Consider the following 14,410-nt stretch of genomic DNA (forward strand, 5'->3'; position numbering starts at 1 on the left):
TTGAAAAGGCTGGGGATGACTTGTGGATAGGAGTGAAAGGCTAATCAAGCTCGGAGATAGCTGGTTCTCCTCGAAAGCTATTTAGGTAGCGCCTCGTATCTCACCATTGGGGGTAGAGCACTGTTTGGGCTAGGGGGTCATCCCGACTTACCAACCCCATGCAAACTCCGAATACCAATGAGTGCAATTACGGGAGACACACGGCGGGTGCTAACGTCCGTCGTGGAAAGGGAAACAACCCAGACCGTCAGCTAAGGTCCCAAAGTGCCAGTTAAGTGGGAAACGATGTGGGAAGGCTTAGACAGCTAGGAGGTTGGCTTAGAAGCAGCCATCCTTTAAAGAAAGCGTAATAGCTCACTAGTCGAGTCGGCCTGCGCGGAAGATATAACGGGGCTCAAACTGGCCACCGAAGCTACGGATGCTTAGTTTACTAGGCATGGTAGAGGAGCGTTCTGTAAGCCGTTGAAGGTCAAGCTGTAAGGCAGGCTGGAGGTATCAGAAGTGCGAATGTTGACATGAGTAACGATAAGGGGAGTGAAAAACTCCCCCGCCGGAAGACCAAGGTTTCCTGTCCCATGTTAATCAGGGCAGGGTGAGTCGGCCCCTAAGGCGAGGCAGAAATGCGTAGTCGATGGGAAACAGGTTAATATTCCTGTACTCGTGCATATTGCGATGGAGAGACGGAGAAGGCTAGGCCAGCACAGCGATGGTTGTCTGTGTTTAAGGCGGTAGGTTTAGGGCTTAGGCAAATCCGGGCCCTTTTAAGACCGAGAACTGATGACGAGCCCTCTTTTGGGCGAAGTGGTTGATGCCATGCTTCCAGGAAAAACTTCTAAGCTTCAGATATGCAGGAACCGTACCCCAAACCGACACAGGTGGTCAGGTAGAGAATACCAAGGCGCTTGAGAGAACTCGGGTGAAGGAACTAGGCAAAATGGTACCGTAACTTCGGGAGAAGGTACGCCGGCCGGTGTGAAGGACTTGCTCCGTAAGCACTAGTCGGTCGAAGATACCAGGTGGCTGCGACTGTTTATTAAAAACACAGCACTCTGCAAACACGAAAGTGGACGTATAGGGTGTGACGCCTGCCCGGTGCTTGAAGGTTAATTGATGGGGTTAGCGCAAGCGAAGCTCTTGATCGAAGCCCAAGTAAACGGCGGCCGTAACTATAACGGTCCTAAGGTAGCGAAATTCCTTGTCGGGTAAGTTCCGACCTGCACGAATGGCGTAACGATGGCCACACTGTCTCCACCCGAGACTCAGTGAAATTGAAATCGCAGTGAAGATGCTGTGTATCCGCGGCTAGACGGAAAGACCCCGTGAACCTTTACTATAGCTTCACAGTGAACTTTGAACCTACTTGTGTAGGATAGGTGGGAGGCTTTGAAGTGCAGACGCCAGTTTGCATGGAGCCACTCTTGAAATACCACCCTGGTATGTTTGAGGTTCTAACTCAGGTCCGTAATCCGGATCGAGGACACTGTGTGGTGGGTAGTTTGACTGGGGCGGTCTCCTCCCAAAGAGTAACGGAGGAGCACGAAGGTGTGCTCAGCATGGTCGGAAATCATGCATAGAGTGTAAAGGCAAAAGCACGCTTAACTGCGAGACAGACACGTCGAGCAGGTACGAAAGTAGGTCTTAGTGATCCGGTGGTTCTGTATGGAAGGGCCATCGCTCAACGGATAAAAGGTACTCCGGGGATAACAGGCTGATACCGCCCAAGAGTTCACATCGACGGCGGTGTTTGGCACCTCGATGTCGGCTCATCACATCCTGGGGCTGAAGCCGGTCCCAAGGGTATGGCTGTTCGCCATTTAAAGTGGTACGCGAGCTGGGTTTAGAACGTCGTGAGACAGTTCGGTCCCTATCTGCCGTGGACGTTTGAGATTTGAGAGGAGCTGCTCCTAGTACGAGAGGACCGGAGTGGACGAACCTCTGGTGTTCCGGTTGTCACGCCAGTGGCATTGCCGGGTAGCTATGTTCGGACGGGATAACCGCTGAAAGCATCTAAGCGGGAAGCCTCCCTTAAGATAAGATCTCACTGGGACATAAGTCCCCTAAAGAGCCGTTCGAGACTAGGACGTTGATAGGTTGGGTGTGTAAGTGCTGTGAGGCATTGAGCTAACCAATACTAATTGCTCGTGAGGCTTGACCATATAACACCAAAGTGGTTTTAGATGAAGAGAGTGAAAGCTCAAGATCATCAAAATGACAAAGACACAGATACGATACAACATCAGCAATGATGAGCATCGGTTTGATACTTGGTTATCACTATTTCAAAATGAATTGTTAAAGATCCAAGCACGTATTCGCGTGTTTTGAGTCAAGCTAACCTTAAAAGGTCAGCGCACAACACAGTGCAGCTCAGAACAAACGCAAAACGAATTGCTTGACGGTCATAGAGGCGTTGAACCACCTGATCCCATCCCGAACTCAGAAGTGAAAAGCGCCATCGCCGATGGTAGTGTGGGAGATCCCATGTGAGAGTAGGTCGTCGTCAAGCTTTAAACAAAGAGAAACCCCATCCTGCTATGCAGGGTGGGGTTTTTTCGTTATGGGCGAATATTTATTTTTCCTTCGTTTTACTTACTCCGACTCTATTTTGTTTTTATTGGAATATTCTGAGGATAACTCCTAATTTTATACACAAAAAAAGCCCAGCTAATGCTGAGCTTATGTTTAAAAGTAACTATTTATCGTGTGTTGTCTGCTAGTTCACTTAATAGCGCCCGTTGAGCGCTACGGTATTCGCCTTTTCTTGGCTTGGATAGCTGATATGAGCCATCGCTTTGTAAAATCCAGCTTTGCGTATTATCTGTTAGGTAATACTCTAGTTCCTTTTTCACTCGGCGAGTCTGTTTATAATCTTGAAGAGGAAAGGCGACTTCAATACGGTTATTGAGGTTACGATCCATGCCGTCAGCACTAGATAAATACACTTGAGGGTTTCGGTTGTTGTAGAAGTAGTAGACGCGGGTATGTTCTAGGAAACGTCCTATGATGCTTCTTACTCTAATATTAGAAGATATGCCTTTAATACCAGGTCGTAACGTACAAATGCCTCGAACAATCAGGTCGATTTTTACACCAGCTTGAGAAGCTTTATAAAGCGATTGAACCAGCCTCTGCTCTGTCAGTGAGTTTACTTTTATGATGATTCGAGAGGGTTCGCCTCTTAGCGCATTTTCTGCCTCTCTGTTGATCATTTCCAATAAGCGGTCGCGAAGAGTAAAAGGGGCGTGCAATAGCTTTTTCACCTTTAACTCTTTACTCATTCCCGTTAGTTGCTGGAAGACACGATGAACATCGTCACCAATCTCTTTATCACATGTCATGAAACTATAGTCTGTGTAAAGACGAGCGTTACCTGCGTGATAGTTGCCTGTGCCTAAGTGAACATAGCGAGTTAAGTCAGCACCTTCACGACGGACGATTAGAATCATTTTCGCGTGGGTTTTATGTCGAACAACACCATAAACCACAATTGCACCTGCGTCTTGTAAGCGGCTTGCAAGCGCTAAGTTCTCAGCCTCGTCGAAGCGAGCACGCAATTCGATGACTACAGTAACTTCTTTGCCGTTTCGAGCGGCTTCCACCAATGCGTTGGCAATTGGTGAGCGTGAACCTGTTCGATAAAGAGTTTGACGGATAGCAACCACATTGGGGTCTTTGGCTGCTTCGCTTAATAAATCAATGACAGGTGAAAAGCTTTCAAACGGGTGCATGAGTAGATAGTCGCGTTGATGAATCGCCTCAAATAAGCCGCCAGAGCTGGCCAGTTTGCGTGGCAGCCCTGGAGAAAAAGGAGGGTACATCAGGTCAGGACGATCAACGAGCTCAAGGACTGCCATAAGACGACTGAGGTTAACAGGGCCGTCAATGCGGTATAGATCTTGTTGCTCTAGATCAAACTGTTTTAACAGAGAGTCGACAATATGGAGAGGGCAGTTTTCTGCGATTTCTAAACGTACTGAACTGCCGTAATGGCGACTTTGTAGTTCTGTACGTAGCGCGCCTGCCAAATCGACGCCGATGTCGTCTGAATCTACTTCTAAGTCAGCGTTACGAGTAAGCCGGAATTGGAAACACCCTTTGACCGTCATGCCAGGGAATAATTGATCCGCATGAGCGTGGATAATAGAAGACAGAAAGACCAGATTGTCTCCACCTTCGCAGACGTCATCAGGTAATTTTACCAAGCGGGGTAATGAACTTGGTGCAGGCACAATGGCTAAGCCGTTTTCACGTCCAAAAGCATCACGACCTTCTAATTCGACTACGAAGTTGAAGGTTTTGTTTGCCAGTCGAGGAAATGGGTGAGCTGGGTCAAGGCCAATTGGGCTGATAATAGGCAATACGTTATCGCGGAAGTATCGTTTCACCCAAGCGGCTTGTTTTTCGTTCCAAACAGTACGACGAATAAACTTAACGTTTTCTGTTGCTAGCTTAGGCAAAATAATATCGTTGAGAATTCGGTATTGGCGACGTACTAGCTTGTGAGCATGTTCGCTAATTAGACCGAGTACTTTCTTGGGGTGCATCCCATCGGGGCCATTTTTTTCACGGCTGTATTCCAATTGGCTTTTTAGACCCGCGACACGGATTTCAAAAAATTCATCCATGTTAGAGCTAAAAATGCACAAAAACATTAATCTGTTTAGGATAGGGTGGTTTTCGTCCATGGCCTGCTCAAGCACTCGAGCGTTAAATTGGAGGTGACTCAGCTCGCGGTTGAAATAGAGTTCTGGATCCGCCAGATCAATTTCTTCTGGGAGACGCTCCTCAATTGCTATTTTGTTAGGGTCTTGAGGTTGTTCCGGAATGGGTTCCAATACCAATTCAGCGTCCAGCTCCAGAGGGACGCTAGGCGTGGATTCTTTTTTATCTATTTCGTTCACCGACTGCTCAGACATGTGCTTATATTCTCTCTAAATACCATTTTATAGTGTTGTTGGTATGCTTGTTCCTTTTGCCTACAAATGTAGGCATATACTAACAAATTACACCAACGCAGCCTGCTGGTCACCGATTCAATGTACTTATTTCACTAAAAGGTTGAATTGTTAACTTTTTAGCAGGCGTGCTGCATCTTTTGCGAAATAGGTAAGGATGCCATCTGCACCAGCGCGTTTGAATGCCAGTAGTGATTCCATCATTACTGTGTTTTTATCTAGCCAACCGTTTTGAAAAGCGGCCATGTGCATGGCGTATTCACCGCTTACTTGATATGCGAAAGTTGGCACTTCAAGCTCAGTTTTAACTCGACGTACAATGTCTATGTAAGGCATACCGGGTTTTACCATGACCATGTCGGCGCCTTCTTCTATGTCGAGCATCACTTCGCGAATGGCTTCGTTAGAATTGGCCGGGTCGATTTGGTAGGTAAATTTATTGCCTTTACCAAGGTTGCCACTTGATCCAATTGCATCACGGAAAGGGCCGTAATACGCAGAGGCGTATTTGGCGGCGTAGGCCATGATTAAGGTGTTAATAAAACCTTCGGCTTCCAGTTCATCGCGTATTTCACCAATGCGCCCATCCATCATGTCTGATGGTGCAACAACATCAGCGCCAGCTTGCGCATGGGATAAGGCTTGCTTGACAAGCGTGTCAACGGTGATGTCGTTTAAAACGTAACCGCTATCGTCAATGATGCCATCTTGGCCGTGGGTGGTATAAGGATCCAGCGCCACATCTGTTAATACGCCAAGTTCAGGGAAGTCAGCTTTTAGCGCGCGAACGGCCCGTTGTACCAATCCATTTGGGTTGTAAGCTTCTTCGGCGAGCAATGACTTTTTGTCGCTTTCGATGACAGGAAATAATGCAATCGTTGGAATACCCAATTCGACCAGTTCTTTTGCTTCTAAAAGTAGTAAGTCGATGGATAGGCGCTCAATGTTTGGCATTGAAGGAATGGCTTCGCGCACATTTTGGCCTTCGATAATAAACATGGGGTAGATTAAGTCGTCTGCAGTTAGGCGATGCTCGCGCATCAGGCGGCGAGAAAAATCATTTTTACGCATTCGGCGCATACGAGTGTATGGAAATGTCATCCAATATCTCTCCTTTTCGCTGTGTATGAATGTACTTTAGTATTGTTACAATATTAAGACAGTGCCTTTGTAAAAGCGTTGTGTTAGAGCAAAACTTTACAGATTAATAGCACTTAGTCTTTGTTTATTCTCTCTTTTTTAGCGAAGTCACCCAATAAGGTTGGTTAATTTCACAACAATAGCGCTTCCGCTTCTTCGAGTTGCTCTTGTGCTTCAAACCACGCTTCTTCACTTTCTGCTTGGGCTTTTTTCCACTTGGCTTCTTCGCTTAGGAGTTTTTGTAGCTTGTCCCTTTGGTCCGCTTCATAAAGGCTTGAGTCCGCCATGTCCTCAGAAATTCGATCAAGATGCTCTTGCGCTGTTTGAACGGCTTTTTCGTGTTTTTCAATTTGTTTACGAAGAGGGCGTAATTTTTCTCGCATTTCAGCGGCTTTGCGGCGCTCTTCTTTGCGGTCCACTTTGTCGATTTTATCCCCAGCTTGTTCGCCTTTTTCTAGCTGCGCCGCCGTGGCTTGTCTTGCTTGCAACCATGCATGATAAGTGGGCAGATCACCGTCGAAGGCTTGGATTTTGTTGTCAGCGACAAGGTAAAACTCATCAACGGTGCTGTTCAATAAATGGCGATCGTGAGACACCAATAAGATTGAGCCAGGAAACTCTTGTAAGGCCTCGGTTAAGGCCTGACGCATTTCAATGTCCAAGTGGTTGGTTGGCTCATCAAGCACCAATAAGTTTGGTTTTGTCCAAGAGATTAACGATAAGGCAAGACGGGCTTTTTCTCCTCCAGAAAAGCCTTTGACGGGACGAAGTGCGTCATCACCAATAAAGCCAAAACCACCAAGATAACGACGAATGTCACTTTCAAGTATTTTGGGAGTGAGGCGTTGGATATGGAGCAATGGCGAAGCGTCTAAATCGAGGGCGCTGAGTTGGTGCTGAGAAAAGTAACCGATTTTTAGATTCTCTCCCAAGATTCGATCGCCCGCCAATACACCTATTTCGCCAACAATGGATTTGATTAGAGTCGATTTGCCTGCGCCGTTTGGACCAAGCAGGCCAATGCGTTGTCCATCACGAAGGGCGAAATTGGTCTTGCCAAGCTGAACGGTTTTAGCGCCAGATTCAGACGTATAACCTAGGTCAGCTTCCGATAAATTGACCAACAGTTGAGATGTTTTTTCGGCCACAGGAATCGAAAATTCAAATTGCGAGTCAATATGAGCTGGACCAATAATTTCCATTTTCTCAAGCATTTTCAGACGGCTTTGTGCTTGTTTGGCCTTGTCTGCTTTATACCGGAAGCGGTCCACATATTGTTGTAAATGCGCGCGTTTCTCTTGTTGTTTCTCATAGTTGGCTTGTTGTTGCGCTAGATGTTCCGCGCGTTGGCGCTCGTAGTCGGAATAGTTGCCTTTATAAAGCACTAGCTGTTTTTGATAAAGATGAACAATATGACTACAGATACCGTCTAAAAAATCACGGTCATGGGAAATAAGTAGCAGCGTTCCCGGATATTGGCGTAGCCAGTTTTCCAGCCACATAACCGCATCCAAATCCAAATGGTTGGTTGGTTCGTCAAGCAAGAGAACGTCGGAAGGACACATCAAGGCTTTGGCAAGGTTTAGACGAATGCGCCAACCACCTGAGAAATCTGACACTGGTCTTTTCATGTCTGCCATTTTGAAGCCTAGACCTTGCAGTAGAGTCTCCCCGCGTGATTGTGCCGTATAACCGTGGGCGTTTTCGTACTCTCCTAACCAATGGGCATGGGCCTGATCGTCGTTGTTTGCTTGTGCTTTGGCAATATGGCTTTCTATGTCTCTGAGTCGATCATCGCCATCCAAACAATACGCTAGCGCACTGCGTTGAGTCTCTTCTACTTCCTGGGCCATAAAGGCGATGCGACGTTGGCCTGGTAAAATTACTTCGCCAGTGTCGGCGTGTAGTTCGCCTTTGATCATGGCAAATAAAGACGATTTTCCAGCGCCATTGGCACCGATAAGTCCCACTTTTTGGCCTTCAAAAATGGTGAGCGTAGCCTCTTCCAGTAAAAATTGGGTGCCGCGCTGTAAACTAACTTCCGTAAATTGGATCATAAAAACTCGAAATCTCTTATCTCGATGAATGAGAAGTGATGTGGATCGTTTTAATCGTCTTTTCAATAGAAAGCACAATGCGAACATTTTAGAGTGCTGTCAAAGTAAACGAAATAGCAAGCGTGCATATTCCCAGTACATATTCCCAGTTATCACTGTTTAAAGTGGATGATTGCGTTGCTCAAGGGTAAAATGGCGGGATTATTAATTTGAACTTTTTACGTCAGGCTTGCGCCAGACAAGGTGTGCTTTGTGAATAATCCAACCATAAATGAAATACAGCGTTTTTCTTTTGATAACAGCAATGTTCGTGGTGAACGTGTGTTATTAAATGATGCTTATCAAGAAATTATTAAGCGTAAAGACTATCCGCTGGCATTAGAAAAACTCCTTGGTGAGTTTGTTGTAGCAATCGCGCTATTGCGAGACATTGTTAAAATAGACGGTGTGTTGTCTATTCAAGCCAAAGGTAATGGTTTTTTATCGACTTTGATGACGGAATGCGATGAGCATCAAAATCTTCGTGGTATTGCGCAATGGGATGAATCTCAAGACGTTCCTGATGTGATTTCGTTAAAAGAGGTGCTTGAAGGTGGGTACTTAGCCATTACGATTCAGCCTCGCAATGGACAGCGCTATCAAGGCATTGTTGAGATTGTTGGTGATACGTTGGGTGAATGCCTTGAGCAATATTTCTCACAATCTGAGCAATTGCCAAGCCGAGTGTGGCTGGCGGCGAATGGTGCACAATGCGGTGGTTTATTCTTACAGCGTTTACCTGAAGAGCAAGCGAAAGAGGGCGATGAAGATGCCTGGGAGCGCTTAACTCATTTGGCGTCCACCGTGAAGGAAGAAGAACTTCTGGGCCTTGAAACGGGTGAACTGCTGCATCGCTTGTACCATGAAGAAGAAGTGCGATTGTATGACATCAAGACAATGCAGTTTGGTTGCTCTTGTTCCCGCCAGCGTACGTTGGATGCTGTGATGTCCCTTGGAACAGAAGAAATTCGTGAGCTTTTAATTGAACAAGGCAGCATCAAGGTAGATTGTCAGTTCTGTGCTGAAAAATATGAGTTCACAGAAAGCGATTTTGTGGGTTTATTGGGCGACCAAGCACAAACCCACTAATCTTTAAACGTGGCGTGATTGACTAGATCGCGCCACGATATGATGCCAATGACATGTTCTTCGTTGTCGGTGACGGGTAAGCAGGAAATGTCTACTCGTTTTAGCCAAGCAACAATGTCCTCCACTGGCGTGTCTGCTTTTACTGTAATGGGTTGGCGTGTCATGACTTGATGTGCGGCTCGATTAAGCGTGTCTAAGTCTCTGGCTTGCTCAGAAACACTGTCAATAAAAGGGCTAATCAAGCGCAGTAAATCTCTGTCTGATATGATACCAACCAATTTGCCCTTTTCGGTGACAGGAAGGTGGTGAAAGCCGTTGCTCTGCATGAGGTTTTTCACAACCGGTAAGCGTTCATCCATGTCCACACAGATGACATTTTTTACCATGATATCTTGTGCTTTCATCGTCATACTCCTCAGTATCTAAATGGAGAGGATTTAGTATATTTATATTGAATATTTTTAATTCAATATAGCAGCATAATCGAAGCATGTTTTTTATTAATGTTGCTAACATCGTCCTTCTTGTCGCTAAAGTCAATAAAATGTCTGGAATCATGAGTGTTGAAATGTGGATATATCTACATTCTTATACTAAGGTCTCAAGACATTGTTTTTCAAAATCCGTATAATCAAATCACACCTGCTCAGAATCCCTTAACCGCTGTTAGTTTGTTAACTTCAGCATACGAGCAAAGGCGTTCTGAAGAGGGGAGTGGAGAAGCAGACAGTGGATTCGACATATCTGCTGTTGGCCAAAAGCCTAATTTCTCCGCCACTCTCAAATTCACAATTGGCTATGACACGGCGAAATCATATGACCTCAAATTCTGTAGACGTTTTACTAGTCGGGGGAGGTGCTATGAGCACCACCCTAGGAGTGTTACTAAAGCAATTGGATCCTAGCATGACCATGTTGATGGTCGAGCGTTTAGGAAGCGTTGCAAAAGAAAGTACAGATGGCTGGAACAATGCTGGTACAGGCCATGCCGCATACTGCGAGTTAAACTACACGTCTGAAAATGCTGATGGCTCCGTTAACATTGATAAAGCGGTGAATATCAACGCGGCTTTTGAAATTAGCCTTCAATTTTGGTCTTACCTAGTCGAACAAGGTCTGATGCCTGCGCCACAAGAATTTATCCATCGTGTGCCTCATCAAAGTTTTGTTTGGGGTGAGCGCAACGTCAAAATGTTAAAAGCACGTTATGACGCAATGAGTTCGCATCCTGCTTTTAAAGAAATGCAATACACAGAAGATCGTGAAAAAATGCAGGAGTGGATGCCTCTTGTTATGAACAATCGTGATGACAGTGAGCCTCTTGCAGCGACACGAGTGGAACACGGTGCTGATGTCAACTTTGGTGCCATTGCTCGTAATATGAGCAAGCATTTAGAAGCCCTAGAAAACTTCGATCTAGAATTGAACTGCGAAGTAAAAGATCTGCAGAAACGTGCGGATGGTCGATGGGATGTCACACTTGAACAAAATGGCGCTCGTACAACGGTTGACGCAAAATTTGTCTTTTTAGGCGCCGGTGGCGGGGCGTTGCCTTTGCTGCAAAAAGCAGAAGTTAAGGAAGGGAAAGGTTTTGGTGGATTCCCTGTTAGTGGTCAGTGGCTAGTGTGTGAGAAACCTGAATTGGTAGAACAGCACTTTGCTAAAGTGTATGGTGCTGCGCCTATTGGTGCGCCGCCTATGTCTGTACCGCATTTAGACACTCGGATTATTGATGGCAAAAAAGCCATCTTATTTGGTCCTTTTGCTGGTTTTACGACCAAGTTTTTGAAAACAGGGTCGTTCTTTGATTTACCGAAGAGTGTGCGCTTTGACAACATTAAACCCATGTTAAGCGTTGGTAAAAACAACATGGATCTGACTCGTTATTTGATCAGTGAAGTGATGCAATCTCATAAAGATCGTTGTAATTCATTGCGTCAATTTTTCCCTGATGCAAAAGACGAAGATTGGGAGTTGGCTTACGCTGGACAGCGCGTTCAAATTATCAAGAAAGACGATAAAACGGGCGGCAAACTGGAGTTTGGTACTGAAGCCATTACGACAGAAGACGGTTCTCTTGCGGCATTGCTAGGCGCTTCTCCTGGAGCATCAACGACGGTGAATACTATGATTGGTATTCTAGAGCGCTGTTTTGTTGAGCGTGTTAAGTCGGCTGATTGGCAATCTAAAATGAAAGAAATGGTTCCGTCCTACGGTGAATCATTGGTAGACAATACAGACTTGCTTCTTTCTATTCGTGCTAAAACGCTAGAAACCTTAAAGCTAAAACCTTAATCTACTTCGCAAGTAATGAGCGTAAAAAAGCTGGGCACTCCCCAGCTTTTTTGTATTGCAGGCGATAAAAAACGAACATGGTGAGATGGAATATGACGATGACTTTTGCAGAGCGCGCAGACCAATTGTGTGACACATTACGAGATATGGAGCACCACGCTGAAGAAGGTGATCAGCTATTTTACTGTGCATATTTACTGGGTCTATTAGGGCTGCATAGTAGTGTTGAAGGTGAAGGGCAGAGCGAATTTGACGCTGCTTTTACGGGTATCCTGCAAGAAACGCTGGTGGCAGAAGGCGTTACCGATGCAGACCAAGAGAATATTACAGCATTGTGGGACACAGTTCGTACTGCGGCGTAATTTTTCTACGATTACCGTCCGTAGATAAAAAAGAGACAACACGTGTTGCCTCTTTTTTTTGTTTACAGTTTTGGTTTGTCTGGGTGTGGCGCATAAGCAAAAACATCAGAAAAACACCGCTCTTTGCTGAGCCCTTTTGCTTCCAGCTGATCCAGTGTTCCATATACCATACCGACAGAGCCACTGATAAACGCCGCACTTTTACTTAGATCAGGATGGTCTGCCAAAACCGCTTCATACAACCAACCGCTTCGGCCGTGCCACTCATCGTTGCTGTCATTGACAATCACATCCAGTGAAAAAGGCGTGTATTTATGTGCTTCTTCCAGCCAGTCTTGAGCAAAAACATCCATAGGGGTTCTTAATCCCCAATAAAAGGAAACGTTCCCAGTAAAGTTCTGCTCCACCAAATGGCTGAATACACTTTTAATTTGGGCAAATCCGGTTCCGCCAGCGATCAATAAAATATTATCGGGGGCAGTCTCTAAAACACCGTTAGCAATATGGCAGTCACCACCTGGTGCTTTGATGGTAATTGAGTCGCTTGATTTAATGTGTTCAACGACTTTGTTGGCCAGTGAGCTAGGATCTGAAACCAGCACGTACAGGGTTAAAGTAGGTAATTCATGCGGTGCGCTGCCGATAGAGTAAGGAACTTGTTCGCCTGTGGGCAGCATAATCATTAAGTATTGACCCGCTTCAAAAGTAAAGTCTTCTACTTTTAAGGTAATGCGGTAAACATTTTGGTTCATTAATTCGACAGCGTTTACCGTCGCGGTAATCTCTTTCATTTAAACTACTCCAATATAGGTTGCCCTTACCTTGAATACGGAAAGCGAGCAGACGTTGATAATGCATCATGTTTATTGTGTAAGTAAAAAAAAACCACTTCGGAAAGTGGTTTTTGATAGCAGACTTTATTACTGCAAAAAGTCTACTTACTTGTTTTTGCCTTTCATTGATTCAAAGAACTCGTCGTTCGTTTGAGTGACTTTCAGGCGATCGATAAGGAATTCTGTCGCAGCAACATCTTCCATAGGATTCAACAGCTTACGAAGAATCCACATACGTTGTAATTCATCTTCTGATGTTAAAAGGTCTTCACGACGAGTGCCAGAGCGACGAATATTAATCGCAGGGAACGTACGTTTTTCAGCGATCTTACGGTCTAAGTGCAATTCAGAGTTACCAGTACCTTTAAATTCTTCAAAGATAACTTCGTCCATTTTCGAGCCTGTATCAACAAGCGCTGTGGCGATGATGGTTAAACTGCCACCTTCTTCAATGTTACGAGCTGCACCAAAGAAGCGTTTTGGACGTTCTAAAGCATTTGCATCGACACCACCCGTTAGTACTTTACCGGAAGATGGAATGACGGTGTTGTAGGCTCGAGCCAAACGAGTAATGGAATCCAACAAAATGACCACGTCACGTTTGTGTTCTACAAGACGTTTTGCTTTCTCGATGACCATTTCGGCAACTTGAACGTGTCGTGCAGGTGGCTCGTCAAATGTAGAAGCGACCACTTCACCGCGAACGGTACGAGACATTTCTGTAACTTCTTCAGGACGTTCATCGATCAATAAAACGATCAAATGACATTCTGGATTGTTGCGAGTGATCGCATTCGCGATGTTTTGCAGCATGAAGGTTTTACCCGCTTTTGGTGGAGAAACCACCAAGGCGCGTTGACCTTTACCCATTGGAGCAACAAGGTCGATGATTCGAGATGTTACGTCTTCAGTCGAGCCATTACCCGCTTCCATTAATAGGCGCTCATCTGGGAACAACGGTGTTAAGTTTTCAAAAAGAATCTTGTTACGCACACTTTCTGGTTTATCAAAGTTGATTTCATTGACTTTTAATAAAGCAAAGTAGCGTTCGCCATCTTTCGGTGGTCGAATCTTACCGGCAATCGTGTCACCAGTACGAAGGTTAAATCGTCTAATTTGGCTTGGAGATACATAAATATCGTCAGGGCCAGCTAAGTATGAGCTGTCCGGTGAACGAAGGAAGCCAAAGCCATCTTGAAGAATCTCTAAGATACCGTCGCCGTAAATGTCCTCTCCACCTTTTGCATGTCGCTTTAAGATTGAGAAAATAACATCTTGTTTACGTGAACGAGCCATGTTGTCTAGGCCCATTTCTGCTGCGATGTCTAAAAGTTCGTGTACTGATTTCTGTTTTAAGTCGGTAAGGTTCATAAACGGGTTTTGTATTAGCTCATTTGAGGAAAAATGACGGAATTAGAGTTAATCAATAAATAACAATAATTTGTGTCTGGAAGTATCTAACAATGTATCAGCTACTCGGCACCCATAAACACAAAACAAGATGGTTAGATAGTTGTTCTGGTTTAAAGTAGCCCGGATAGGGCAAAGCCAATACAGCGCGAAACAATTTGATTGGGATCTTAATGGCGCATGTTTGTATAAACATCGCAATTAAGACCATCCATACTATAGTTCGACTT

At 45.2% G+C, this 14,410-nt stretch carries 9 protein-coding genes and 2 rRNA genes (1 of these 11 cut by a window edge); 5 read left to right on the forward strand and 6 right to left on the reverse strand.

All coding sequences use genetic code 11. The annotated features are described in order from the left end of the window. Nucleotides 1-2,156 (forward strand): 23S ribosomal RNA (locus AABA11_RS02250); it begins 734 nt to the left of the window's first position. A gap of 235 nt (nt 2,157-2,391) precedes the next feature. Beyond that, a 5S ribosomal RNA gene (gene rrf, locus AABA11_RS02255) occupies nt 2,392-2,506 on the forward strand. Between the two features lie 190 nt (nt 2,507-2,696). Here the strand turns inward: rrf and ppk1 are convergent. The 3 genes from ppk1 to AABA11_RS02270 all read right to left on the reverse strand — a co-directional run bounded on the left by ppk1 (nt 2,697) and on the right by AABA11_RS02270 (nt 8,152). Then, nucleotides 2,697-4,916 (reverse strand): polyphosphate kinase 1, encoded by a 2,220-nt coding sequence (gene ppk1 / locus AABA11_RS02260; RefSeq protein WP_265728629.1) that lies wholly within the window; start codon nt 4,914-4,916, stop codon nt 2,697-2,699. Nucleotides 4,917-5,066: 150 nt separating this feature from the next. Beyond that, nucleotides 5,067-6,056: a porphobilinogen synthase gene (gene hemB / locus AABA11_RS02265; RefSeq protein WP_265728630.1), complete on the reverse strand. Its 990-nt coding sequence runs from the start codon at nt 6,054-6,056 to the stop codon at nt 5,067-5,069. Nucleotides 6,057-6,226: 170 nt separating this feature from the next. Beyond that, nucleotides 6,227-8,152, reverse strand: a complete 1,926-nt coding sequence (locus tag AABA11_RS02270) for an ABC-F family ATP-binding cassette domain-containing protein (RefSeq protein WP_338265037.1) — start codon at nt 8,150-8,152, stop codon at nt 6,227-6,229. Nucleotides 8,153-8,404: 252 nt separating this feature from the next. Between AABA11_RS02270 and hslO the strand changes: the two genes are divergently transcribed. Further along, nucleotides 8,405-9,280 (forward strand): Hsp33 family molecular chaperone HslO, encoded by an 876-nt coding sequence (gene hslO / locus AABA11_RS02275; protein WP_265728631.1) that lies wholly within the window; start codon nt 8,405-8,407, stop codon nt 9,278-9,280. On the opposite strand, the gene AABA11_RS02280 is transcribed toward hslO, so the two are convergent. Beyond that, on the reverse strand, nt 9,277-9,684 hold the full coding sequence (locus AABA11_RS02280) for a CBS domain-containing protein (RefSeq protein ID WP_265728632.1): 408 nt from the start codon (nt 9,682-9,684) through the stop codon (nt 9,277-9,279). The genes hslO and AABA11_RS02280 overlap by 4 nt on opposite strands. Before the next feature lie 388 nt (nt 9,685-10,072). Between AABA11_RS02280 and mqo the strand changes: the two genes are divergently transcribed. Continuing rightward, nucleotides 10,073-11,575 (forward strand): malate dehydrogenase (quinone), encoded by a 1,503-nt coding sequence (gene mqo / locus AABA11_RS02285; protein WP_265728677.1) that lies wholly within the window; start codon nt 10,073-10,075, stop codon nt 11,573-11,575. Between the two features lie 92 nt (nt 11,576-11,667). Then, nucleotides 11,668-11,937: a hypothetical protein gene (locus AABA11_RS02290; protein ID WP_265728633.1), complete on the forward strand. Its 270-nt coding sequence runs from the start codon at nt 11,668-11,670 to the stop codon at nt 11,935-11,937. 62 nt (nt 11,938-11,999) lie between these two features. Here AABA11_RS02290 and AABA11_RS02295 read toward each other — a convergent pair whose 3' ends face one another. Together AABA11_RS02295 and rho are read right to left on the reverse strand one after the other, a co-directional pair. Beyond that, entirely contained in the window at nt 12,000-12,728 is a 729-nt protein-coding gene (locus AABA11_RS02295) for an NAD(P)H-flavin reductase (RefSeq protein ID WP_265728634.1), read from the reverse strand. 147 nt (nt 12,729-12,875) lie between these two features. Next, a complete protein-coding gene (gene rho, locus AABA11_RS02300; RefSeq protein WP_110576109.1) occupies nt 12,876-14,141 on the reverse strand; it encodes a transcription termination factor Rho in 1,266 nt (421 codons plus the stop codon). Between the last annotated feature and the right edge of the window lie 269 nt (nt 14,142-14,410).

The sequence above is a fragment of the Marinomonas pontica genome, assembly GCF_036322735.1.
GTDB lineage: Bacteria > Pseudomonadota > Gammaproteobacteria > Pseudomonadales > Marinomonadaceae > Marinomonas > Marinomonas pontica.

What these genes read in the sequence shown, in the direction of transcription:
- AABA11_RS02295 (WP_265728634.1), bottom strand. Translation starts at nt 12,728, where the DNA reads ATGAAAGAGATTACCGCGACGGTAAACGCTGTCGAATTAATGAACCAA.
- AABA11_RS02280 (WP_265728632.1), bottom strand. Translation starts at nt 9,684, where the DNA reads ATGAAAGCACAAGATATCATGGTAAAAAATGTCATCTGTGTGGACATG.
- ppk1 (WP_265728629.1), bottom strand. Translation starts at nt 4,916, where the DNA reads ATGTCTGAGCAGTCGGTGAACGAAATAGATAAAAAAGAATCCACGCCT.
- AABA11_RS02290 (WP_265728633.1), top strand. Translation starts at nt 11,668, where the DNA reads ATGACGATGACTTTTGCAGAGCGCGCAGACCAATTGTGTGACACATTA.
- hemB (WP_265728630.1), bottom strand. Translation starts at nt 6,056, where the DNA reads ATGACATTTCCATACACTCGTATGCGCCGAATGCGTAAAAATGATTTT.
- rho (WP_110576109.1), bottom strand. Translation starts at nt 14,141, where the DNA reads ATGAACCTTACCGACTTAAAACAGAAATCAGTACACGAACTTTTAGAC.
- AABA11_RS02270 (WP_338265037.1), bottom strand. Translation starts at nt 8,152, where the DNA reads ATGATCCAATTTACGGAAGTTAGTTTACAGCGCGGCACCCAATTTTTA.